The sequence below is a fragment of the Holdemanella sp. DFI.5.55 genome (assembly GCF_020593575.1).
GTDB lineage: Bacteria > Bacillota_I > Bacilli_A > Erysipelotrichales > Erysipelotrichaceae > Holdemanella > Holdemanella hominis.
Genome location: NZ_JAJDMK010000026.1, coordinates 1 through 20,373, shown reverse-complemented (window position 1 = coordinate 20,373; position 20,373 = coordinate 1). Strand labels below are relative to the sequence as shown.

Genomic DNA, 20,373 nt, shown 5'->3' with positions numbered 1-20,373 from the left:
TCGATAAAAGAATCTCAATTGAGGTTCTTTTTTTCGTGCTATGAAAAAAAGAGATGATTTCTCATCTCTTAAACTACGATATTAAAAACATGTACTGCAATATTGAAATAAACTAGAATAGAGCAAGTATCTACAATTGTTGTGATTAATGGACTGGCCATAATAGCTGGATCTACACCAATCTTATTTGCAAATAATGGAAGAATACAACCAATTAATTTTGCAACAATAACAACAATCATTAATGAAAGGGCAATGACAATTGCAATATTAAAGTTTTGGTATTGAATGAAAATACGTAAACCATTAGCTGCAGCCAAAATAAATCCAACAACAAGTGAAATTCTAAATTCTTTAAACATAACTTTAAAAATTTCTTTAAAATGAATTTCTCCCAAAGCTAAACCACGAATAATCAAAGTTGAACTCTGTGATCCACAGTTTCCACCTGTATCCATCAACATTGGAATAAAAGATACTAGTAATGGTACGGCGCTGAAGGCATTTTCATATCGGGTGATAATACTTCCTGTGATTGTGGCAGAAAACATTAAGACAAGTAGCCATAAGATACGGTGTTTTGCTTGTTGCCAAACCGTAGTTTCAAAATATGTTTTTTCATTGGGTTCCATGGCAGCCATACGAGAAATATCTTCGTTGGTTTCATCAACCATAACATCCATGGCATCGTCAAATGTAACAATACCAACAAGACATCCATCACTATCAAGTACGGGCATCGCAATCAAGTCATATTTTCTAAATAAGTGAGCAACCTGCTCCTGATCTGTATGAGTGTGTACAGAAATAATGTTCGTATTCATTAGATTTGTGATATTTTCATCATCATCACTCGTCATTAAGCTTTTAGCTGTCACAATACCAATCAATTTTTTATTTTCTGTGACATAACAAGTATAAATAGTTTCCTTATGAATACCAATATCTTTAATATGGTTCATGGCCTGTTTTACAGTCATTGTTTTTTTCAATGTGACATATTCAGTCGTCATGATTGAACCGGCACTGTCCTCAGGATATTTTAAAAGTTTGTTGATGGTTGAACGCTTATTTGAATCTAAGTTTTTCAAAATACGCGTTACTAAGTTTGCAGGTAGATCCTCTAACATATCTACTGTATCATCCATATAAAGATCATCTAATAGTTCTTTTAATTCAGTTTCTGAAAACATGTCTACCAGATATGTCTGCATCTTCGAACTCATGCATGAGAATACATTGGCAGCTTTTTCTTTAGAAATTAAACGGAATGCCAAAGCACATTCTTTCGCATCTAACTCTTCTAAAAAGGCAGCTGTATCCATATCGTTCATTTCGGAAAGTATATTTTGTGCAGTTTTGTATTTTTTGTCTTGTAGTAATTGAATGAATTCTTCTTTGTTCATCATAATTATGTACCTCTGCTTTCTTTAAATAATTCAAACTATTCCCATCCGGATCCGTACACATACAAGCCTCACCTCCTTATATAAAGAAAACGCCATTGCCTAAACAATGACGTCATTAACCTAAGTATCACCGTTCAAGCTTTAGTATCACAGGGCATATTAATTACATTAAGCCAAGCCTTTGCGACTTAGCCTGCTGACCAACGAGTTGTGTCTCCACAACTTTGCGGCAGTAATCTTAGGAAATCCAAATCCCTGCGGTAACCTCACCTACCGTATATCTTTATGTACGTGAAAAGAATAATATAAATTAGTAAGTGAGTCAACCTTAACAGTATAAAAACTATGTTAAATTTAAATAATATGAAAACTATCCTTATTTTTAAGAATTTCTGGTGTCTTTCTAAGAATGAAATCTAGAAATGTCTTACTTGCATAAGATAAAGTATCGTAATTATTATAGGCGAATCCAACATGACGAAATAGATTTTCTTGTATTGGAATCAAACACAAATCATCATAGTCGCTCAAAGCGTTTTGATAAAGTATAGAAATACCTAAATTCTGTCGTATCATAGCTAAAATAGTAAATTCATCATATACTTTGTGTTTAATCTGTACATGTAATCCTAGATTTTGGAATGTTTTTATTGGCAAAGAATATTCCCCCTCATCTAATTGAATGAAAGGGTATTTTGCGATTTGTTTCATGCTTAATACTTAATAATTAGCTAACACATGACTTTGTGGCACCAACGCAAACATTTCATCATAATACAATTCTTGATATTGAACTCGCTGGATGGCATCAATACAAGTGAATCCTAAATCAAGACTTCCTTCTAATAATTGTTGTTCAATATTTGTGTATTCACTTTGATACAGTTCAAATTGTATGTTTGGATACATTTCAATGAATTTTTCCATTAATGAAGGCAAAAGATGTCGAGATACACTTGTGAATGTACCAATTCTTAATGTGACTTGGTCCACCCCTTTCATTTCCTGCTTTTTAGTACGAAGATTATCAAGGCTTGCCTGAACAGATTTTAAATAGGGAATATATGCATGTCCATCTTTACTAAGAATGACACCACGTTTTTGTCGAATGAATAAAGTGGTTTCTAATTCTTCTTCTAAAGATTTTATTGTTTGAGAAACTGCACTTTGTGAAAAGCCAAGATCTTTAGCAACTTGACTAATTTTTTTTGTTTCTAATACTATGAAAAAATATCATATTTTGTTAGATTCATATCTATCACATTTTCTTATGGAAGTATTATAAATATTTGATTTACAAATAACAATTCGATTCTTATAATGCATAGAAATAAGGAGTGAGATTATGGAGTTTAAAAAAGGAATCAAAGATAGTATTCCGGTAGGAATGGGATACTTTGCGGTTTCTTTCTCATTAGGAATCATCGCAAAAAATGTAGGCTTATCACCAATACAAGGTTTTTTGACTAGCCTATTCATAATTGCATCGGTAGGAGAATATGCTGTCTTTTTAATGATTAGTACACATGGTACTTTCATTCAGATGGTTATCATGACTTTAGTCAGTAATGCTCGATATTTCTTAATGAGCTTTGTGCTCAGTCAATAAATCGAAGAAAAAACGAATCTGCTTCATAGGATGTGTATTGGTTTTGATTTAACAGATGAATTATTTGGCTTGGCAATCAATCACGAAGGGAAAGTGAATCATAAATATATATGGTACATATTTGGTGGCACTTCCATGTTGGGCACTAGGAACTGCATCGGGAATAGTTGCTGGCAATAGTCTTCCTACAAAAATTGTAGCGAGTTTAAGTGTTGCGTTATATGGTATTTTTTTGGCTATTAGTATTCCTCAGGTAAAAAAGATCGTGTGATTGGACTACTCATTATTATAAGTTTCTTATTGAGTTACATTTGTAAGGATGTGACAATCTCAGGTGGAACAAGAACCACTTTATTAATAATCATAATTTCAATGGCAGCGGCCATTATAAAATCTAGAAAGAAAGAAGAAAATGTCTAATCTAATGATGTATGTAGCTACAATGACGGTTGTCACATATTTGATTCGTGTCTTGCCGTTAACACTTTTTAATAAACCCATTACCAATATATATGTTCAGTCATTTCTATATTATATTCCTTATGTGACTTTGGCTGTGATGACCTTTCCTACTATATTATATGAAACTAATTCTCAGTTAGCAGGACTTGCAGCGCTAATAGTTGGAATTATGTTGGCTTGGAAAGATAAAGGCTTATTTCAAGTATCCATTGCATGTTGTTTAGTCGTTTTAACAATGGAATATATAATATGAAAATAATGTCACAAAAGTGACATTATTTTTTTAGTATATCTATTGTATGTGAACTTGCACCAATTAGCTCTTGTCTTTCACATGTGGCAAGATGATATTTGATGAACAATTCAAATGTTTCATCATCCATCTTGTTTAAGATAGGACGCATATAATCGCTTGGACCATCAGCGGCAATAATTTGGATTCGTTCTAAACCTATCTCTTTATTTAATTGATTGATTGTATCTAGACGAATGTAACTATATAAATCATCTATATTTGTCTGCGTTTGAAATGTTTCATCGAGTTTTTTTGCTGCTAATGATTCCTTGATGTGTCCATCTCGAAAGCCGTGGACTAAGACGCTATATTCATTCATAACATAAGCTACAAAAATAATTCCATCTTTTTTTGTAACGCGTTTAGCTTCGGATAATGCTTTTAATTTATCTTCATAACTAAATAAGTGGTACATAGGTCCAAATAATAGGGTGATGTCAAAAGTGTTATCTTGATATCTTGATAAATCTAAAGCGGTTCCTTGATAGGCTTTCACATTGCTTTTTTTAGCTTTTAAAACACCAAGATTATATTTAACAAGTTCAATCGCATCGACTTGATATCCTTCATTACTTAAGGCAACGCTATACCTGCCGGTTCCGGCTCCAATATCCAATATGCGATCTTCAGACTTTAAATATTTATGAATGTATTTCATGCTTGTTGTATATTCTACTTGACCGTGTCTTGATAGTAATCTTTTGTCTTCACAAAATTTACCGTAATAATTTTCTAATTTACTCATGCATTATTTCCTCAACTTCTTTTATATAATAAGGTATATGTTTGGATTTTTGCAACGTTTCATGTATGATTATTTGTGGATAAAAACATGTGTTTTATGAATGTAGAAATAGATAATAAATAATTTGGAGGTCAACTATGGAAAAAGAATTTAAGGCGATATATGGACAGGCAATGTCGATTGTGACACATAAGCCTAGTCAATACGCAAAGAATATCACATTGCGTTATCCTATGAAATCGACATTCAAAGGGGATAAGATACGTATTTGTTTAGATAACTTTACAGGAAAAGAAGGCGTGGTCTTTGATTCAATCACAATTGGACGAGTTATTAGTGGACGTGATTTAGATTCAACATCCATTGTGGATATTACCTTTAATGGTTCAAAAGGACTTCATCTTGATGTGGGAGAACAATGTTACAGCGATCCATTGGATTTTAAAGTGCATGAACAAGAAACAATCGCAATTAGTTTCTATTTAAAAGAATTCACCCACTTACGTTGTGGCGTATATACACAAGGACCATTAAGTTCGGGTTATTTTGGAGAAGGTGATTTCTCTCATGCAGGTATTATGGATCATGCTTCAAGCATGAAGACCCCATGGGTGTTTTTCTTAAGCGAAGTGGCTGTTTTGACAGAACCGGAATATAAAGTTATTACTTGTTATGGTGATTCTATTACTTCGCAGGATTGGCCTGATTATTTACAGAAGTTAATGTGGGAAAATAATAAAAAAGTGTCTGTAGTTCGAAAAGCCGTTAGTGGTACACGTATTTTAAGACAATATTCTTGTGTACAGTATGAAGCATATGGGTTAAAAGGAGATTATCGATTTGGTCACGAGATGCATGTGGCTGGAAGTGATACTTTAATTATTCTGCAAGGAATAAATGATATTATTCATCCAGTCGGTGTTGAAAAGAATGAATTTAGACCATGGCAAGATCTTCCGTCAAGTCAGGAATTGATTGAGGGTTTAAGAAAATATGTAAAGCACGCGCAATCATTAGGAATGAAAGTCTATATTGGGACGTTGATTCCGATTGAAGGTTGGCGTACTTATGCATATTTTAGAGAGAACTTGCGTAATGAAGTCAATGAATGGATTCGTACAACGGATGAAATTGATGGCGTGATTGATTTTGATAAAGATATTTGCGATGGACATAAAATGCAAGATGCATTTGATAGTGGAGATCACTTACATCCAAGTGATGAGGGATATGTGCAAATGGCAAAAACTGCATACAATAAGATGTCCATGGAGTAATTCCATGGACGTTTGTCATATATGAAAGAAATAGGCAGAAAGAGATAAGTATAGTGAGTAAATGAGGTAACTGCTTATTTCTATATATAGAATAAGGAGAAGAGCTTAAAGTAATCTTAAAAAGAAGGTGAATAGAATGGTACAAATTGGAGTTTATGGCTTAGGTGGTATTAGCCGTCGCGTAATACAAGGTGTTTTGTTTTCACGTAATGCGAATCTATATGCAGTATGTTCTTCTAGTATAGAAAAAGCGGATGCTTATAAAGAGGAGTATGGGGCAAAAAAAGCTTACGATAACTATGAGAAGATGTTGCAGGATACAAATATAGATATGATATATATTTGTACGCCAAATTATTTGCATGCCAAACATATTCAGCTGGCATTGGCAAATCATAAACATGTAGTTTGCGAAAAACCAATGTGTGTATCTAGTGAAGAATTACATGCATGCTTTGATTATGCACACCAACAAAACTGCTTTTTAATGGAAGCCCATAAAACGGTTTTCACACCATTAAATCAAAAATTATTTGAAATGATTTCAAATGAAGAAATTGGTGAAATAAAATCAATGGATGCTCAATATGCAACAAAACTGACAGAAACAATTTCAGACTGGCATTTTAACCAGCCAGGATCTGGATGTATGTTTGATATTGGGGTTTACCCTATTTGTTATGCAAATAGAATGGCGAATAGCTCAATATTGAAAGTATCTCGATTTCAGGATGAAGCTTTGATTGAATATGAAAATGGGTGCGTGGCACATATCGCAACAAGTTGGGATGTGGATATGGAAAATACAGCTCATATATATGGTACAAAGGGTAGCGTTACTTGTAAGAATTTTTGGAAGAATACAGAACTTGTAATGAATGATAAAAAGATTGTGGTAGAACAGAAATCGGATTTTACTGGTGAAATCGAACATGCATGTACTTGTATAGAGAGTGGTTTGATTGAAAGTCCTATTATGCCAAGAAATGCAAGCTTAGAAATTCTTAAGGTCATTGGGGTATGAGAAGAAAAGTTAAATTAAGTAGAATTTTAATTCTTATATTGATTCCTATTTTAATTGTGAGTGGTAGTGTTTATGTGATTTACATGTTGTTTACACAAGAAGAATCGGTAATAGAAGAAAAGAGCTATTATGATTTAAATTTATTTTCTTTGGAAAATGGATTAATGACATATAAAGATTCTTTGTATAAGGTATCCACTGGAATTGATGTATCAAGCCATAATGGAGCTGTTGACTGGGCAGCAGTAAAGACGGATGGAATTGAGTTTGCGATGTTAAGGATAGGTTATCGTGGTGCCCAAGAGGGAATCTTACATGAAGATGAATATTTTAATACAAATATTCAACAAGCTATTCAGAATCATCTTAAGGTAGGTGCTTATTTTTTCTCGAGTGCAATTTCGGCTGAAGAGATTGATGAAGAAGTAGATTTAGTGTTGAATAAAATTAAGGGATATAAGATTCAAATGCCGGTTGTTTATGATATGGAAGAATTTGATCAGGGTGGAAGAATTGATGATTTGTCTCTAGAACAAAGAACGAAGCTGGCCCTACGGTTTTGTAAAAAGATCAAAGAAGCTGGATATCAACCAATGATATATGGAAATATGACTTGGTTATATCAAAATTATGATTTTGAAAGAATATCAAAATATCCGATTTGGCTAGCGAGTTATACAACAAGTTGCCCGATGGAGGATAAATTTGATATATGGCAATATTCAAATAAAGGTCAAGTGAATGGAATAGAAGGAGATGTAGATATGAATATATATCTACAAAAGAAATGATATGATAGATTTTGAGAAATTCGAAAAGTAATGCGATGAAATTTGCAAAATTAACACAAAGTATATTGAAGGATTTGTAGATGTACTTTCAAAAAAGGGATTTGTTGATAAAACAATAAAGCGTCATTATGGAAATGTAGATTTTTATTTAAACGGTTTTTTGTTGAGAGAAGATGCTTTAACTATGGAAAATGGTTGTAAGGATGAATACTTACGTGATTTCTTTGGATACTTTTTCATACGTAAGTGTATGTGGGTCACACAGGATACAGTTAAGTCAATAATCGCAAGTCTTAAAAAGTTTTATCGATTATCAAAAGAAGATTATGAAGAATTCACGGATACAATTCGTGTTAATAAGGAATATTGGATAGATTGTTGCAGTGAATATAATGATGGAATAAGTGAATGGTGATTAAAATGGAAATAAATGATGGATATATGCCGTTTAAGGGCTTTAAAACATACTATCGTATTGTGGATGGAGGGGATAAGACTCCATTGATTTGTTTACATGGAGGACCAGGGTCAACTCATAATTATTTTGAAGTGTTGGATTGTATTGCCAAGACGGGAAGAAAAGTGATTATGTACGATCAACTTGGCTGTGGTAAATCATTTGTAGAAGGTCATGATGAATTGTGGAATCAAGATACGTGGATGGAAGAACTTGAAGCGTTGATGGAGTATTTAAATATTGAATCTTGTCATTTGTTGGGACAATCCTGGGGTGGTATGTTAGCAATTGCCTATGCGATTGAAAAGAAAAGCACGAGATTGAAGTCTTTGATTCTTTCGAGTACATTATCTTCAGCGTCACTATGGGATAAAGAGCAACATCGTATGATTTCATTTATGTCGGATGATGAGCAACGAGCAATTTTAAGTGAAGACTATGAATCTGATCAATATCAATTGGCTAATGAGCATTATATGCAGCTTCATTGTGCAGGGCCATTTGATGAAGATACGCCAGAATGTGTTAAAAGAGAAAAGAAAACTGGGACTCGTGCCTATTTAATTGGCTGGGGACCTAATGAATATACGCCGCTTGGAACTTTGAAGGATTTTGAGTATACAAATCGATTGAACGAAATTCAAGCTCCGGCACTAATAATAAGTGGAACGAATGATTTGTGTACGCCATTAGTTGCCAAAACTATGTATGATGGAATTAAAAATGCAAAATGGCATTTAATGCCAGAATGTCGTCATATGTGTTTTGTGGATGATCATGATACATATTGTCACAATTTAGAGGATTGGTTAGCGTCTGTTGATTAAAAACAGATGCTTTTTTACATGTTTTGAAAAAATAGGTGTATTTTTATTAATTAAAACAATATTTGAGACCCACTGATATCAGTTGTCACAGTTATTTTTTGGAAACAGTTAAAAAAATAAAAAACAAAACGTTTTAAAACACGATAAATAAGGGATTTAAAAGAATTATTAATTTTTTTAATTTAGGGGTTGAATGCATGAAATATATGTGTTAGAATACAGGAGCTTGCAATGAAGTGCGAGGTTGCTGACCCACTGAGAACCGTTGTCATGGGTGTGGCCAGGTAATTCGCATGGAGCATGTTTATCTAGAATAAACGAAAGGAGTTAAACATGGCAAAAAATACTATGAGAATTCGCTTAAAGGCGTATGAGCACAGAATCTTAGATGATAGTGCAAAGAAAATTGTCGAAGCTGCGACAAAACACGGAGCTAAAAAGGTTGTAGGACCAGTTCCGTTACCTACAGAAAAACAGGTAGTAACAATTCTTCGTGCGGTTCACAAATACAAAGATTCACGTGAACAATTTGAAATTCGTACGCACAAGCGTTTGATTGAGATTGTTGCACCAAACAAGGAAACGATTGATTCTTTACAAAGACTTGAACTTCCTAGCGGTGTCGACATCGAAATTAAACTTTAATGGAGGTGTCAATGATGAAAGGACTATTAGGAAGAAAATTAGGAATGACACAAGTCTTCACTGAAGATGGTGTATTGATTCCGGTAACTGTAGTTGAAGTAACACCAAACGTTGTTTTACAAAAGAAGACAGTTGAAACAGATGGTTACAACGCAGTTCAATTAGGATTTGAAGAAATCAAAGAAAAACGCACAACTAAAGCAAACATCGGACACTGTAAAAAAGCAAATACAAGTCCAAAGCGTTTCATTAAGGAAGTGCGCGACTGCGACATGGACGTAAACGTTGGAGATTTAGTTAACGTTGATATCTTTGCTGCAGGAGAAACAGTAGATGTAATCGGTACAAGTAAAGGTAAAGGTTACAACGGTACAATCGTTCGTAACAATGCTCACCAAGGTCCAAAGACTCACGGTGGATCTAAGAACATTCGTCACATCGGTTCATTAGCTACAAACGGTATTACTTCACGTCAAGGACGTATTATGAAGGGTACTATCATGGCTGGTCAAGAAGGTGGATATACTACTACAAATCAAAACTTGACAGTTATTAAGGTTGATACAGAAAACAACTATATGTTAATTAAAGGTAACGTTCCTGGACCTAGAAAAGGTTGCGTAATGGTACGTACTGCTAAAACTAGCAAGGGAGATAAAGAACCTGTTACTTTAGTTGACTATACTGTAAATAAGGAGGTTCAATAATGGCTACTATCGACGTAATTAACCAAGCTGGTGCAGTTGTTGGTTCAATCGAATTGAACGATGCTGTTTTCGGAATTGAACCACACCAACAGGCTATGTATGATGCATTAGTGATGCAAATGGCAAGCCGTCGTCAAGGAACTGCTGACACTAAGGGTCGTAGCGAAGTTTCTGGTGGTGGACGCAAGCCTTACCGTCAAAAAGGTACGGGACGTGCTCGTCAAGGTTCTATCCGTGCTACTCAATTTAGAGGTGGTGGAACTGTATTCGGAGCTACTCCACGTAACTATGCATACCGCATTAACAAAAAAGTTCGCCGTTTAGCAGTTAAATCTGCATTGAGCGAAAAAGTTCAAGAAACAGCATTCAGCGTTTTGGATAAATTTGAAATTGCTGAACCAAAAACAAAAACATTTGTTTCAATTATTGAAGCTATCCAAGCGCCTAAGAAAACATTGTTTGTTGTTGCAGATAGCGAAGATGCAACAAACGTTTACTTATCAGCACGTAATATTGCTGGAGCTACAGTAATGTCTGCTTCTGCAATCAACACTTACGATTTAGTAAATGCAAACAAAGTTGTTATGACAAGCGCTGCCGTAAAACAAGTTGAGGAGGCATTGGCATAATGAAAGATTACAGAGACGTAATTATCCGCCCAATCATCACTGAAGCAACTATGAAGATGATGGCTGAAGATAACAAAGTAACTTTTGAAGTAGTTAAGGGTGTTAGCAAAATTGAAATTGCTAAAGCTGTTGAAGCTGCATTCAATGTAGAAGTTGTAAAAGTAAATACAATGAACTGCAAACCAAAAACAAAACGTGTAGGTCGTTATGTTGGAAAAACAAGCGCTGTACACAAAGCTATTGTAAAAATTAAAGAAGGACAAACAATCGAATTGTTCGGTTCTGAAGAATAATCAGGGAGAAGACGCTATTTCCTGAATAAATATTGCGATAAGGAGGAAAATTAAGTTTATGCCAATTAAGAAGTATAAACCAATGACACCTGGACGTCGTGGAATGACAACTTTGGCTAAAGATGAAATCACAGCATCTAAACCAGAAAAAAGTTTGTTAGCTCCATTGAAATCTAAAGGTGGAAGAAACAACACAGGACGTATTACTACACGTCACCAAGGTTCTGGTCACAAAAGAACTTACCGTATCATCGATTTCAAACGTAACAAAGACAACGTGCCTGCACGTGTTGCTACAATCGAGTACGATCCAAACCGTTCAGCAAACATTGCATTGTTAAACTATGCTGATGGTGAAAAACGTTATATCATCGCTCCAAAAGATTTGAAGGTTGGTATGACAGTTGTATCAGGAGCAGAAACAGATATCAAAATTGGTAACTGCTGCGAAATGAAAAACATGCCTGAAGGTACATTCATTCACAACGTTGAATTGAAACCTGGTAAAGGTGGACAGATGGCTCGTAGTGCTGGATGTTCAGCTCAGATCTTAGGTATTGAAGAAAAATATGTAACTTTACGTTTAGCTTCTGGTGAAGTTCGTAAAGTATTGGCTAATTGCCGTGCTACTGTAGGTACAGTTGGTAATGAAGATTACAGCTTAGTTAACTATGGTAAAGCAGGACGTAACCGTTGGAGAGGTATTCGCCCAACTGTTCGTGGTTCTGTAATGAACCCTAATGATCACCCTCATGGTGGTGGTGAAGGACGTACTCCTATCGGACGTAAATCACCAATGACTCCTTGGGGTAAAAAAGCATTGGGTGTTAAAACTCGTCGTAACAAGAAGGCTAGTACAAAATTAATTGTACGTCGTCGTAATGGTAAGTAGGCAAGGAGGTAAGATACAATGAGTCGTAGTTTGAAAAAAGGACCTTTCTGTGATGACCATTTGATGAAAAAGGTTGTTGCATTAAACGAAGCTGAAAAAAAAGAAGTTATTAAAACTTGGAGCCGTCGTTCTACAATCTTCCCTCAATTTGTTGAACACACATTTGCCGTTTATAACGGTAAGGAACATGTTCCTGTTTATGTAACAGAAGACATGGTTGGACACAAATTAGGTGAATTCGTTCCAACACGTAAATACACTGGTCATGGATCAGATGATAAGAAATCTAGATAGTAGGAGGAGAAGAAATGGAAGTAAAAGCTACCGCAAAAACTCTACGTATTCAACCTCGTAAAGCAAGACTAGTCTTAGACTTGATCCGTGGAAAAGACGTAGAAGAAGCAGCTGCTATTTTGAAATTCTTACCTAACAAAGGTGGATACCTTGTTGGTAAAGTATTGCACTCAGCTGTTGCTAACGCAGTTAACAATAACGATTTGGATGAAAGCAAGTTATATGTGAAGGCTTGCTGGGCCGACGAAGGAATTACTTTGAAACGCTTCATGCCTCGTGCGAAAGGTAGTGCGAGTGCTATTCACAAACGTACAAGCCACATTACAGTTGTAGTGGCTGAAAAAGAGTAGGAGGTAAGCTATGGGACAGAAAGTAAGTCCAATTGGAATGCGTGTCGGAGTCATTCGTGACTGGCAATCAAGATGGTACGCTGACGATAAAGAATTCGGAACATTATTATTGGAAGATGTTAAGATTCGTGAATTGGTTGAAGCATACTACGTTAAATTATCAAACGAAGCTGTCGACAAACGTAAGGCAGACCCTCAAATCTCTCGTATCGAAATCGAACGTACTAAGGGTCGTATGACAGTTATCATCCGTACTGCACACCCTGGTGTAGTAATCGGTCAAGATGGAAAATCAATCGAAGGATTGAAAAAACAAGTTTCAAAAATCGCTTCTGCAAAGAACGTACAAATTAACGTTGTAGAAGTTGCTAATCCTAATTTAGATGCTCGTTTAGTAGCTCGTTGGATTGCTAACGAATTGGAAGGACGTAAATCTTTCCGTGCAACTCAGAAAAAAGCTATTCAAAACACTATGCGTGCTGGTGCAAAAGGTATCAAAACTGCTGTATCTGGACGTCTTGGTGGAGCTGATATGGCACGTACTGAAGGATATTCAGAAGGAGTTGTTCCTTTACATACACTTCGTAGTGATATTGACTATGCTTGGGAAGAAGCGGCGACTCAATATGGTCGTTTAGGTGTAAAAGTTTGGATCTGCCGTGGTGAAGTATTACCTGGTGAAATGGTTAAAGAACCAGAAGCTCCAAAACAACGCCCAATGCGTAAAGGAAAAGGACGTCGTCGTCCAGATGCTCGTTCAAACCGTGCCCCTAAAGATGCTGCTAAAGCTGCAGCACCTGCAGAAAAAGGAGGTAACGAATAATGTTAATGCCTAAACGTACAAAGTATCGTCGTCCTCACCGTTTGAGCTACGAAGGTCGTTCAAAGGCAGGTCGTACTATTGACTTTGGTGAATATGGATTGGTTGCTGAATCAGGAAACTATGTAAGTAACCGTCAAATTGAAGCAGCTCGTATTGCTATGACACGTTATATGAAACGTGGAGGAAATGTTTGGATTCGTATTTTCCCTCACATGGCGCGTACTAAAAAGCCTCTAGAGGTTCGTATGGGTTCTGGTAAAGGTGCTCCTGAAGGATGGGTAGCAGTAGTTCAACCGGGACGTGTAATGTTCGAAGTTGGTGGAGTAAGTGAAGAAGTAGCTCGTGAAGCTTTACGTCTTGCTGCTCACAAATTACCAGTTAAGACTCGTTTTGCTAGAAAAGGAGAAGTGAAGTAATGTTAGCTAAAGAAATCCGCGAAAAAACAAATGAAGAGCTTCTTCAGGAAATCGATACGCTTAAAGATGAACTTTTTAACCTTCGTTTCCAGCAAGCCACAGGACAGTTAGAAAATACAGCTCGTTTAAAAACTGTAAAGAAAACAATTGCTCGTATTAAAACTGTATTGACAGAGCGTGAAAACGCTGGCCAAGAGTAGGGAGGACGTATCTATGGAAAGAAACGCTCGTAAAGTATACCGTGGTACAGTTGTGTCTGATAAAATGGACAAAACTATCACAGTTATGGTAGAAACTAAAAAAACACACCCATTATATGGAAAACGTGTTAAATATTCTAAGAAATTTAAAGCTCACGATGAAAACAACGAAGCACGTATCGGAGATAAAGTAGTAATTATGGAAACTCGTCCATTATCTGCTACAAAACGTTTCCGTTTAGTTGAAATCGTTGAAAAGGCTCGTGGTTAATACTAGGAGGAGAAAGCAATGATTCAAAACGAAAGTCGTATGCGCGTTGCTGACAACACTGGAGCTAAAGAAGTTTTAGTTATCCGTTGTTTAGGTGGTAGCGTAAGAAAATTTGCAAACATCGGTGATGTCGTTGTATGTGCTGTTAAACAGGCTACTCCTGGTGGATCCGTAAAAAAAGGTGATGTAGTTAAAGCCGTAATCGTACGTACACGTCGTGGTGTTCGTCGTGAAAACGGAACTTACATCAAATTTGATGATAACGCATGTGTAATCATTAAAGATGACAAGACGCCAAAGGGAACTCGTATCTTCGGTCCAGTTGCTCGTGAATTACGTGATAAAGACTTCATGAAGATCGTATCTCTTGCGCCAGAAGTATTATAGGAGGTGTGTCTAAGTGAGAATTAAAAAAGGTGATAAAGTAAAAGTTATTACAGGTGCTTACAAAGGCACAATCGGTGAAGTAAAAGCTGTATTCCCTAAGGAAGACAGAGTTGTCGTTGAAGGTGTTAACATGGTAAAAAAACACTTGAAACCAACTCAAGCAAATCCAGAAGGTGGAATTGTTGAAAAAGAAGCTAAAATCCACGTTTCAAATGTAATGCTTTATGATGAAAAAGCAAAAGTTGCTAGCCGTATTACAACAAAAGTTGAAGTTGTAGATGGTAAAAATGTAAAAACACGCGTCTTCAAAAAGAGCGGTAACGAAGTGAAGTAGGAGGGTAGAAGATGAATCGTTTACAAGAAAAATATAAAAACGTAGTTGTCCCTCAAATGATGAAAGATTTCGAATACAAATCTGTCATGGAAGTACCTCACGTTGAAAAAGTAGTTATTAATATTGGTGTAGGTGATGCTATCACTAACGCTAAATTATTAGACGAAGCTGTTGAAGAATTAACAGCTATTACTGGTCAAGCTCCAGTTGTAACAAAGGCTAAAAAATCAATTGCGAACTTCAAATTACGTGAAGGTATGCCAATTGGATGTAAAGTTACTTTACGTAAAGAAAAAATGTATGAATTCTTAGATAAGCTATTCAACATTTCATTACCTCGTGTACGTGACTTCCGTGGAGTTAGCGATACTAGCTTCGATGGTCGTGGAAACTATACATTAGGTATTAAAGAACAAATCATTTTCCCTGAAATTGATTTCGATAAAGTAGACCGTACTCGTGGTATGGACATCGTAATCGTTACATCAGCGAAAACAAACGAAGAAGCAAAGGCATTATTAACTCAAATGGGTATGCCTTTCAAAAAGTAGGAGGAGCTTTTAAATGGCAAAGAAATCAATGATTAACAAACAACAGCGTCCTCAAAAATTTAAAGTTCGTGAGTACACTCGTTGTGAACGTTGTGGTCGTCCACACTCTGTATTAAGAAAGTACAAATTATGTCGTATTTGCTTCCGTGAATTGGCTTACAAAGGTCAAATTCCTGGAGTTAAAAAGGCTAGTTGGTAAGGAGGTATATTGCATATGATTATGACTGATCCTATTGCGGATATGCTGACTAGAATCCGCAATGCTTTGCAACAAAAGCATGCCTCTGTCAGTATGCCAGCGAGCAATGAAAAGAAAGCAATTGCTCAAATTTTGAAAAACGAAGGTTTCATCGTAGACTTCAACGTTGAAGGCGATGTTAAGAAAACTTTGAATATCGAATTGAAATACGGACCTAACAATGAAAAAGTTATCAGCGGTTTACGTCGTATTTCTAAACCTGGTCTTCGTGTTTATGCTAAGGTTGAAAACTTACCTAGCGTATTAAACGGATTAGGTATCGCAATCATTTCTACAAGCAATGGAATGATGACTGACAAAGAAGCAAGAAAGAACCACTTAGGTGGAGAAGTTATTGCTTACGTTTGGTAATAAATATATAGGAGGATAAAACGTAATGTCACGTATCGGGAATAAACTGATTACCGTTCCTGCAGGAGTTACTATTGAAGTAGCTGCTGGGAATGAGGTGACTGTTAAAGGACCTAAGGGTTCTTTAACACGTACATTCTCTTCTTTGATGGAAATCCACGTAGAAGATAATGTTGTCACTGTAAAACGTCCAAATGACGAAAAACACACAAAACAATTACACGGAACAACTCGTGCTTTGTTATACAACATGGTAGTTGGTGTATCTGAAGGATTCACTAAAGACTTAGAATTAGTTGGTATCGGATTCCGTACAGCAATGAAAGGAAACGTATTAACTTTAAACGTTGGATATTCTCACCAAGTTGAGATGCCAGTTAAAGAAGGCTTAGAAGTAACTTGTCCAACTGCTACAACTATCAAAGTTGCAGGTATCGATAAACAAGAAGTTGGTGAATTTGCAGCAAATATTCGTGCTGTTCGTAGACCAGAACCTTACAAAGGAAAAGGTATTCGCTATGTTGGTGAAATCATCCGTCGTAAGGAAGGTAAAACAGCAGGTAAGAAATAGTAGTGGGAAAGGAGATCAAAAATGTTTACTAAAGTATCACGTAATGAAACTCGTGTACGTCGTCACAAACGTGTACGTACAAAAATTAGCGGAACTCCAGAATGCCCACGTTTATGCGTATTCAGAAGTAACGCACATATCCATGTTCAAATCATTGATGATGTTAACCAAAACACATTGGTCAGTGCTTCAAGTGTTGACATGAAATTAGAAAATGGTGGAAACGTGGAAGCAGCTCGTTTGGTAGGAACTGAAATTGCTAAGCGCGCACTAGAAAAGAATATTAAAGAGGTTGTATTTGACCGTGGTGGATATGTTTACGCTGGTCGTGTACAAGCTTTAGCAGAAGCAGCTCGTGAAGCTGGCTTGGAATTTTAGGAGGTCGCACAATGGCAATGGATAGAAAACCAAAAAGAGACCAAAAAGAATTTGAAGAACAAGTAATCTCAATCAACCGTGTAACTAAGGTAGTTAAAGGTGGACGTCGTTTCCGCTTTGCTGCGTTAGTTGTAGTTGGAGATCGTAAAGGCCGTGTAGGTATTGGTACAGGAAAAGCTAACGAAGTTCCTGATGCAATCAAAAAAGCCGTTGAAGATGCTAAGAAAAACATCTTCACAGTACCAGTAATCGGTACAACAATCCCTCACGAAATCACTGGTAGATATGGTGCAGGATCTGTATACATGCGTCCAGCTATCGAAGGTACTGGTGTTATCGCTGGTGGTGCAACTCGTGCAATCCTTGAACTTGCAGGTATCTCTGATATCTTAACTAAATGTTTAGGATCACGTACAAAAATCAACGTTGTTCGTGCAACAGTTGATGCATTACAGAACTTAAGAACTGTAGAAAGCGTTGCTGCGCTTCGTGGTAAGAAGCCAGAAGAAATTCGCGGGTAATAGGAGGTAAATCAGATGAAATTACATACAATGAATTTAGCCGAAACTCGCACAGAACGTAACCGTGTTGGTCGTGGACCTGGAAGCGGGAACGGGAAAACTAGCGGTCGTGGACAAAAAGGTCAAAAATCAAGATCAGGTGGAGGAGTTCGCTTAGGTTTTGAAGGTGGTCAAACACCATTAGCAAGACGTTTACCAAAACGTGGATTCACTAACTTCAACCGTAAAGAATATGCTATCGTTAACGTTGAAACATTAAATCGTTTCGAAGATGGAGCAACTGTTAATGCAGCAGCTTTAATTGAAGCTGGTATTATTAATAAAGAACTTTCTGGACTTAAAGTTTTAGGTAACGGTGAGTTAACTAAAAAATTAACTGTTGAAGCAGTTAAGTTCTCTAAGTCAGCTAAAGAAGCAATTGAAAAAGCAGGCGGAAAAGTAGAGGTTCTATAATATGGCAGGCAAGATAAAGGCAATGTGGACGAATAAGGATATCCGCAATAGGATTCTATTCACCCTATTTGCCTTTCTTGTCTATCGTTTGGGATCAGCCATTACTGTACCTGATGTAAATACAACAGATTTAGTAAATGGTCTTGGGGAAAACTCATTGTTCGCAATGTTAAATCTATTAGGAGGTGGAGGACTTGAACAGTTCTCTGTCTTCGCTTTAGGAGTTACTCCCTATATCACAGCTTCTATCATTATTCAGTTATTAAGTATGGACGTTATTCCTCACTTAACAGAGTTGAGTAAAGCAGGGGCTAATGGTCGTAAAACATTAGACAAGTACACAAGATATCTTGCGGTCGTGTTTGCCTTTGTGCAATCATTCTCATTAGTATATGGTTTTTCAAAAGCATATACAGGTTTGATTGTCGGCGGTGTTACAATCAGTAAGATTTTATATATTGCAACAATATTTGCAGCAGGAAGCATGTTTTTAGTGTGGATTGGAGACCAAATTTCCATGAAAGGTATTGGAAATGGTATTTCCATGGTAATTATGGCTGGTATTGTTGGGCGTATGCCGCAACAATTCTCTAGTGCATGGTCAAGCTTAATTTCAGGTGAGTCTGCGCCTTCCTATGGAGCTTGGTTATTTGCTGCGTATATATTAATATACTTATTAATTATTATCTTTGTTACGTTGATTAATACAGCGGAAAGAAGAATTCCAATTCAATATACATCAAGTTCAATTTCATTGAGTAAACCAAGTGAAGCAAACTACTTGCCATTGAAAGTCAATTCAGCAAGTGTTATTCCGGTCATCTTTGCTAGTTCATTGATGATGGCACCAATTCAAATTGCATCATTCTTTCCATCAAATGATTTCATTAAAGAAATGCAAAAATGGTTAGGATTGCAAACATGGTATTCACTTGTAATTTATGTATTATTGATTTTATTCTTTACATTCTTCTATACGAAGATGCAAATTAATCCAGAAAAAGTTGCTGAAAACTTGGGTAAATCCGGATCATATATTCCTAGTGTTCGACCAGGTTCGGAAACAAAAGACTATATTAACCGTGTTTTATCAAGAATTACAGTATTAGGATCTGTTGCTTTAGCATTTATTGCTGTTATGCCACATGTCATGCCATTAATTTGGCCTGATCTTCCAAGCTCAATGGCTTTGGGTGGAACAGGAATGATTATCGTTGTTGGTGTTGCTATTGAAACAGTACGTCAAGTACAAGGATTGATTACTCAAAAATCTTACAAGAAATATTACGAAGACTAAGATCTTCAGGAGAATAGATATGAATATATTTATTATGGGAGCTCCTGGTTCTGGTAAGGGAACATTCTCTACTAAGATCAAAGAAAAATTCAATTTGAATCATATTTCTACAGGAGATATTTTCCGTGCAAATATTGCTGGTGGAACTGAATTGGGTCTACAAGCAAAAGCATATTCTGAAAAAGGTTTATTAGTACCTGATGAAATCACAAACAAAATGGTTAAGGATTACTTAAACACTTTGGAAGATAAAAAGAACGGATATTTATTAGATGGATATCCAAGAACTTTGGCTCAGGCAAAAGCTTTTGAAGAAATGACAAATGGAACAGATTTAGCAGTTGAAAAAATTGTTTATATGGATGTTCCATTTGACGAATTAACTCGTCGTATTACAGGTCGTCGTACTTGTAAAAATTGTGGAGAAATCTACAACATCTATTCAAAACCAACAAAACTTGATGGTGTATGTGATGTTTGCGGTGGTGAATTAACACAACGTAAAGATGACAACGAAGAAAGCTTAAAGGTTCGTTTAGATGAATATGCAAAGAATACTGAACCAGTAATCGCATATTATGAAGAAAAAAATATGGTTTCAAAAATTGATGCGTCAAAATCTATGGAAGAAATTTGGCCAGAATTAAAAGAAGCCTTGAAAAACAAGTAAGTTGCGCTTATAATATATAAGCGCAACTTTGCTTGCGATTTATACATTCACGTTTCTGTTAAAATCCGCATGTACACATACGCATTTTAGCAGGGCCATTAAAATACGTGAATCATTACGTAGGAGGAAGAAAGATGAAAGTAAGACCATCTGTTAAACCAATCTGCGACAAGTGTCGAGTAATT

General features: G+C 36.0%; 32 protein-coding genes, 1 pseudogene and 1 riboswitch. Of the genes and pseudogenes, 30 read left to right on the top strand and 3 right to left on the bottom strand.

Going from position 1 to position 20,373, the window contains the following annotated elements; genetic code table 11:
* Nucleotides 1-68 precede the first annotated feature (68 nt).
* Both mgtE and LJE08_RS06935 read right to left on the bottom strand, forming a co-directional pair.
* Nucleotides 69-1,409, bottom strand: a complete 1,341-nt coding sequence (gene mgtE / locus LJE08_RS06940; protein WP_217256499.1) for a magnesium transporter — start codon at nucleotides 1,407-1,409, stop codon at nucleotides 69-71.
* 118 nt (nucleotides 1,410-1,527) lie between these two features.
* Nucleotides 1,528-1,694: riboswitch (M-box (ykoK) riboswitch) on the bottom strand.
* 69 nt (nucleotides 1,695-1,763) lie between these two features.
* Nucleotides 1,764-2,633 (bottom strand): annotated as a pseudogene (locus LJE08_RS06935) (LysR family transcriptional regulator).
* Nucleotides 2,634-2,754: 121 nt separating this feature from the next.
* Between LJE08_RS06935 and LJE08_RS06930 the strand changes: the two are divergent.
* Both LJE08_RS06930 and LJE08_RS06925 read left to right on the top strand, forming a co-directional pair.
* Nucleotides 2,755-3,018 carry an AzlC family ABC transporter permease gene (locus tag LJE08_RS06930; protein WP_227402782.1) on the top strand — a complete coding sequence of 88 codons (264 nt, stop codon included), beginning with the start codon at nucleotides 2,755-2,757 and terminating at the stop codon, nucleotides 3,016-3,018.
* Between the two features lie 412 nt (nucleotides 3,019-3,430).
* On the top strand, nucleotides 3,431-3,733 hold the full coding sequence (locus tag LJE08_RS06925; RefSeq protein ID WP_227402781.1) for an AzlD domain-containing protein: 303 nt from the start codon (nucleotides 3,431-3,433) through the stop codon (nucleotides 3,731-3,733).
* Nucleotides 3,734-3,755: 22 nt separating this feature from the next.
* Here LJE08_RS06925 and LJE08_RS06920 read toward each other — a convergent pair whose 3' ends face one another.
* Nucleotides 3,756-4,520, bottom strand: a complete 765-nt coding sequence (locus tag LJE08_RS06920) for a bifunctional 2-polyprenyl-6-hydroxyphenol methylase/3-demethylubiquinol 3-O-methyltransferase UbiG (protein ID WP_186998852.1) — start codon at nucleotides 4,518-4,520, stop codon at nucleotides 3,756-3,758.
* A 137-nt stretch (nucleotides 4,521-4,657) separates the two neighbouring features.
* Here LJE08_RS06920 and LJE08_RS06915 point away from each other — a divergent pair, with 137 nt between their 5' ends.
* The 28 genes from LJE08_RS06915 to rpmJ form a co-directional block, all read left to right on the top strand.
* Complete coding sequence (locus LJE08_RS06915; protein ID WP_227402780.1) at nucleotides 4,658-5,797, top strand: GDSL-type esterase/lipase family protein; 1,140 nt, start codon at nucleotides 4,658-4,660, stop codon at nucleotides 5,795-5,797.
* Between the two features lie 136 nt (nucleotides 5,798-5,933).
* Nucleotides 5,934-6,821, top strand: a complete 888-nt coding sequence (locus LJE08_RS06910; RefSeq protein WP_227402779.1) for a Gfo/Idh/MocA family protein — start codon at nucleotides 5,934-5,936, stop codon at nucleotides 6,819-6,821.
* Nucleotides 6,818-7,612 (top strand): glycoside hydrolase family 25 protein, encoded by a 795-nt coding sequence (locus LJE08_RS06905; protein ID WP_227402778.1) that lies wholly within the window; start codon nucleotides 6,818-6,820, stop codon nucleotides 7,610-7,612. The genes LJE08_RS06910 and LJE08_RS06905 overlap by 4 nt, the downstream gene beginning before the upstream one ends.
* A gap of 160 nt (nucleotides 7,613-7,772) precedes the next feature.
* The gene (locus LJE08_RS06900) at nucleotides 7,773-8,027 is read left to right on the top strand and encodes a hypothetical protein (RefSeq protein WP_147346773.1); all 255 of its coding nucleotides are present in this window, start codon (nucleotides 7,773-7,775) and stop codon (nucleotides 8,025-8,027) included.
* A 5-nt stretch (nucleotides 8,028-8,032) separates the two neighbouring features.
* A complete protein-coding gene (pepI, locus tag LJE08_RS06895; protein WP_227402777.1) occupies nucleotides 8,033-8,896 on the top strand; it encodes a proline iminopeptidase in 864 nt (287 codons plus the stop codon).
* Nucleotides 8,897-9,229: 333 nt separating this feature from the next.
* The gene (rpsJ, locus tag LJE08_RS06890) at nucleotides 9,230-9,541 is read left to right on the top strand and encodes a 30S ribosomal protein S10 (protein ID WP_003864845.1); all 312 of its coding nucleotides are present in this window, start codon (nucleotides 9,230-9,232) and stop codon (nucleotides 9,539-9,541) included.
* A 14-nt stretch (nucleotides 9,542-9,555) separates the two neighbouring features.
* Nucleotides 9,556-10,248: a 50S ribosomal protein L3 gene (rplC, locus tag LJE08_RS06885; RefSeq protein ID WP_117925007.1), complete on the top strand. Its 693-nt coding sequence runs from the start codon at nucleotides 9,556-9,558 to the stop codon at nucleotides 10,246-10,248.
* Nucleotides 10,248-10,877 (top strand): 50S ribosomal protein L4, encoded by a 630-nt coding sequence (gene rplD / locus LJE08_RS06880; protein WP_117572723.1) that lies wholly within the window; start codon nucleotides 10,248-10,250, stop codon nucleotides 10,875-10,877. Before rplC ends, rplD begins: the two co-directional genes overlap by 1 nt.
* Nucleotides 10,877-11,170, top strand: coding sequence for a 50S ribosomal protein L23 (gene rplW, locus LJE08_RS06875; protein WP_003864842.1), 294 nt, complete (start codon nucleotides 10,877-10,879; stop codon nucleotides 11,168-11,170). The genes rplD and rplW overlap by 1 nt, the downstream gene beginning before the upstream one ends.
* Before the next feature lie 58 nt (nucleotides 11,171-11,228).
* Nucleotides 11,229-12,062, top strand: a complete 834-nt coding sequence (rplB, locus tag LJE08_RS06870; RefSeq protein ID WP_117924986.1) for a 50S ribosomal protein L2 — start codon at nucleotides 11,229-11,231, stop codon at nucleotides 12,060-12,062.
* Nucleotides 12,063-12,080: 18 nt separating this feature from the next.
* A complete protein-coding gene (rpsS, locus tag LJE08_RS06865; RefSeq protein WP_117572729.1) occupies nucleotides 12,081-12,356 on the top strand; it encodes a 30S ribosomal protein S19 in 276 nt (91 codons plus the stop codon).
* A gap of 14 nt (nucleotides 12,357-12,370) precedes the next feature.
* Nucleotides 12,371-12,706: a 50S ribosomal protein L22 gene (gene rplV / locus LJE08_RS06860; protein WP_117572731.1), complete on the top strand. Its 336-nt coding sequence runs from the start codon at nucleotides 12,371-12,373 to the stop codon at nucleotides 12,704-12,706.
* A gap of 10 nt (nucleotides 12,707-12,716) precedes the next feature.
* Nucleotides 12,717-13,529, top strand: coding sequence for a 30S ribosomal protein S3 (rpsC, locus tag LJE08_RS06855; protein ID WP_117924988.1), 813 nt, complete (start codon nucleotides 12,717-12,719; stop codon nucleotides 13,527-13,529).
* Nucleotides 13,529-13,945 (top strand): 50S ribosomal protein L16, encoded by a 417-nt coding sequence (rplP, locus tag LJE08_RS06850; protein ID WP_003864837.1) that lies wholly within the window; start codon nucleotides 13,529-13,531, stop codon nucleotides 13,943-13,945. The genes rpsC and rplP overlap by 1 nt, the downstream gene beginning before the upstream one ends.
* Nucleotides 13,945-14,145: a 50S ribosomal protein L29 gene (gene rpmC, locus LJE08_RS06845; protein WP_003864836.1), complete on the top strand. Its 201-nt coding sequence runs from the start codon at nucleotides 13,945-13,947 to the stop codon at nucleotides 14,143-14,145. Before rplP ends, rpmC begins: the two co-directional genes overlap by 1 nt.
* A gap of 13 nt (nucleotides 14,146-14,158) precedes the next feature.
* Nucleotides 14,159-14,416 (top strand): 30S ribosomal protein S17, encoded by a 258-nt coding sequence (gene rpsQ, locus LJE08_RS06840; protein ID WP_117572735.1) that lies wholly within the window; start codon nucleotides 14,159-14,161, stop codon nucleotides 14,414-14,416.
* 18 nt (nucleotides 14,417-14,434) lie between these two features.
* Nucleotides 14,435-14,803 (top strand): 50S ribosomal protein L14, encoded by a 369-nt coding sequence (rplN, locus tag LJE08_RS06835; RefSeq protein ID WP_003864834.1) that lies wholly within the window; start codon nucleotides 14,435-14,437, stop codon nucleotides 14,801-14,803.
* 13 nt (nucleotides 14,804-14,816) lie between these two features.
* A complete protein-coding gene (rplX, locus tag LJE08_RS06830; RefSeq protein WP_117924990.1) occupies nucleotides 14,817-15,137 on the top strand; it encodes a 50S ribosomal protein L24 in 321 nt (106 codons plus the stop codon).
* Between the two features lie 11 nt (nucleotides 15,138-15,148).
* Nucleotides 15,149-15,688: a 50S ribosomal protein L5 gene (gene rplE / locus LJE08_RS06825; protein WP_003864832.1), complete on the top strand. Its 540-nt coding sequence runs from the start codon at nucleotides 15,149-15,151 to the stop codon at nucleotides 15,686-15,688.
* A gap of 13 nt (nucleotides 15,689-15,701) precedes the next feature.
* The gene (locus LJE08_RS06820; RefSeq protein WP_003864831.1) at nucleotides 15,702-15,887 is read left to right on the top strand and encodes a type Z 30S ribosomal protein S14; all 186 of its coding nucleotides are present in this window, start codon (nucleotides 15,702-15,704) and stop codon (nucleotides 15,885-15,887) included.
* Nucleotides 15,888-15,902: 15 nt separating this feature from the next.
* Nucleotides 15,903-16,298, top strand: coding sequence for a 30S ribosomal protein S8 (gene rpsH, locus LJE08_RS06815; RefSeq protein WP_117572739.1), 396 nt, complete (start codon nucleotides 15,903-15,905; stop codon nucleotides 16,296-16,298).
* Between the two features lie 25 nt (nucleotides 16,299-16,323).
* Nucleotides 16,324-16,869 carry a 50S ribosomal protein L6 gene (rplF, locus tag LJE08_RS06810; RefSeq protein ID WP_117924992.1) on the top strand — a complete coding sequence of 182 codons (546 nt, stop codon included), beginning with the start codon at nucleotides 16,324-16,326 and terminating at the stop codon, nucleotides 16,867-16,869.
* A gap of 21 nt (nucleotides 16,870-16,890) precedes the next feature.
* Nucleotides 16,891-17,247 (top strand): 50S ribosomal protein L18, encoded by a 357-nt coding sequence (gene rplR, locus LJE08_RS06805; RefSeq protein WP_003864828.1) that lies wholly within the window; start codon nucleotides 16,891-16,893, stop codon nucleotides 17,245-17,247.
* An 11-nt stretch (nucleotides 17,248-17,258) separates the two neighbouring features.
* Nucleotides 17,259-17,768, top strand: a complete 510-nt coding sequence (gene rpsE / locus LJE08_RS06800) for a 30S ribosomal protein S5 (RefSeq protein ID WP_117572743.1) — start codon at nucleotides 17,259-17,261, stop codon at nucleotides 17,766-17,768.
* Between the two features lie 15 nt (nucleotides 17,769-17,783).
* Complete coding sequence (rplO, locus tag LJE08_RS06795; protein WP_117572744.1) at nucleotides 17,784-18,221, top strand: 50S ribosomal protein L15; 438 nt, start codon at nucleotides 17,784-17,786, stop codon at nucleotides 18,219-18,221.
* Between the two features lies 1 nt (nucleotide 18,222).
* Complete coding sequence (secY, locus tag LJE08_RS06790; RefSeq protein ID WP_118114948.1) at nucleotides 18,223-19,518, top strand: preprotein translocase subunit SecY; 1,296 nt, start codon at nucleotides 18,223-18,225, stop codon at nucleotides 19,516-19,518.
* A gap of 19 nt (nucleotides 19,519-19,537) precedes the next feature.
* The gene (locus LJE08_RS06785; RefSeq protein WP_227402776.1) at nucleotides 19,538-20,188 is read left to right on the top strand and encodes an adenylate kinase; all 651 of its coding nucleotides are present in this window, start codon (nucleotides 19,538-19,540) and stop codon (nucleotides 20,186-20,188) included.
* Between the two features lie 134 nt (nucleotides 20,189-20,322).
* Nucleotides 20,323-20,373: 50S ribosomal protein L36 (rpmJ, locus tag LJE08_RS15285; RefSeq protein ID WP_217256559.1), on the top strand; the 51-nt coding region annotated here is incomplete at its 3' end.

Excerpts from the sequence above, each read along its gene's own strand:
- mgtE (WP_217256499.1), bottom strand. The coding sequence starts at position 1,409 with ATGATGAACAAAGAAGAATTCATTCAATTACTACAAGACAAAAAATAC.
- LJE08_RS06930 (WP_227402782.1), top strand. The coding sequence starts at position 2,755 with ATGGAGTTTAAAAAAGGAATCAAAGATAGTATTCCGGTAGGAATGGGA.
- LJE08_RS06925 (WP_227402781.1), top strand. The coding sequence starts at position 3,431 with ATGTCTAATCTAATGATGTATGTAGCTACAATGACGGTTGTCACATAT.
- LJE08_RS06920 (WP_186998852.1), bottom strand. The coding sequence starts at position 4,520 with ATGAGTAAATTAGAAAATTATTACGGTAAATTTTGTGAAGACAAAAGA.
- LJE08_RS06915 (WP_227402780.1), top strand. The coding sequence starts at position 4,658 with ATGGAAAAAGAATTTAAGGCGATATATGGACAGGCAATGTCGATTGTG.
- LJE08_RS06910 (WP_227402779.1), top strand. The coding sequence starts at position 5,934 with ATGGTACAAATTGGAGTTTATGGCTTAGGTGGTATTAGCCGTCGCGTA.
- LJE08_RS06905 (WP_227402778.1), top strand. The coding sequence starts at position 6,818 with ATGAGAAGAAAAGTTAAATTAAGTAGAATTTTAATTCTTATATTGATT.
- pepI (WP_227402777.1), top strand. The coding sequence starts at position 8,033 with ATGGAAATAAATGATGGATATATGCCGTTTAAGGGCTTTAAAACATAC.
- rpsJ (WP_003864845.1), top strand. The coding sequence starts at position 9,230 with ATGGCAAAAAATACTATGAGAATTCGCTTAAAGGCGTATGAGCACAGA.
- rplC (WP_117925007.1), top strand. The coding sequence starts at position 9,556 with ATGAAAGGACTATTAGGAAGAAAATTAGGAATGACACAAGTCTTCACT.
- rplD (WP_117572723.1), top strand. The coding sequence starts at position 10,248 with ATGGCTACTATCGACGTAATTAACCAAGCTGGTGCAGTTGTTGGTTCA.
- rplW (WP_003864842.1), top strand. The coding sequence starts at position 10,877 with ATGAAAGATTACAGAGACGTAATTATCCGCCCAATCATCACTGAAGCA.
- rplB (WP_117924986.1), top strand. The coding sequence starts at position 11,229 with ATGCCAATTAAGAAGTATAAACCAATGACACCTGGACGTCGTGGAATG.
- rpsS (WP_117572729.1), top strand. The coding sequence starts at position 12,081 with ATGAGTCGTAGTTTGAAAAAAGGACCTTTCTGTGATGACCATTTGATG.
- rplV (WP_117572731.1), top strand. The coding sequence starts at position 12,371 with ATGGAAGTAAAAGCTACCGCAAAAACTCTACGTATTCAACCTCGTAAA.
- rpsC (WP_117924988.1), top strand. The coding sequence starts at position 12,717 with ATGGGACAGAAAGTAAGTCCAATTGGAATGCGTGTCGGAGTCATTCGT.
- rplP (WP_003864837.1), top strand. The coding sequence starts at position 13,529 with ATGTTAATGCCTAAACGTACAAAGTATCGTCGTCCTCACCGTTTGAGC.
- rpmC (WP_003864836.1), top strand. The coding sequence starts at position 13,945 with ATGTTAGCTAAAGAAATCCGCGAAAAAACAAATGAAGAGCTTCTTCAG.
- rpsQ (WP_117572735.1), top strand. The coding sequence starts at position 14,159 with ATGGAAAGAAACGCTCGTAAAGTATACCGTGGTACAGTTGTGTCTGAT.
- rplN (WP_003864834.1), top strand. The coding sequence starts at position 14,435 with ATGATTCAAAACGAAAGTCGTATGCGCGTTGCTGACAACACTGGAGCT.
- rplE (WP_003864832.1), top strand. The coding sequence starts at position 15,149 with ATGAATCGTTTACAAGAAAAATATAAAAACGTAGTTGTCCCTCAAATG.
- LJE08_RS06820 (WP_003864831.1), top strand. The coding sequence starts at position 15,702 with ATGGCAAAGAAATCAATGATTAACAAACAACAGCGTCCTCAAAAATTT.
- rpsH (WP_117572739.1), top strand. The coding sequence starts at position 15,903 with ATGATTATGACTGATCCTATTGCGGATATGCTGACTAGAATCCGCAAT.
- rplF (WP_117924992.1), top strand. The coding sequence starts at position 16,324 with ATGTCACGTATCGGGAATAAACTGATTACCGTTCCTGCAGGAGTTACT.
- rplR (WP_003864828.1), top strand. The coding sequence starts at position 16,891 with ATGTTTACTAAAGTATCACGTAATGAAACTCGTGTACGTCGTCACAAA.
- rpsE (WP_117572743.1), top strand. The coding sequence starts at position 17,259 with ATGGCAATGGATAGAAAACCAAAAAGAGACCAAAAAGAATTTGAAGAA.
- rplO (WP_117572744.1), top strand. The coding sequence starts at position 17,784 with ATGAAATTACATACAATGAATTTAGCCGAAACTCGCACAGAACGTAAC.
- secY (WP_118114948.1), top strand. The coding sequence starts at position 18,223 with ATGGCAGGCAAGATAAAGGCAATGTGGACGAATAAGGATATCCGCAAT.
- LJE08_RS06785 (WP_227402776.1), top strand. The coding sequence starts at position 19,538 with ATGAATATATTTATTATGGGAGCTCCTGGTTCTGGTAAGGGAACATTC.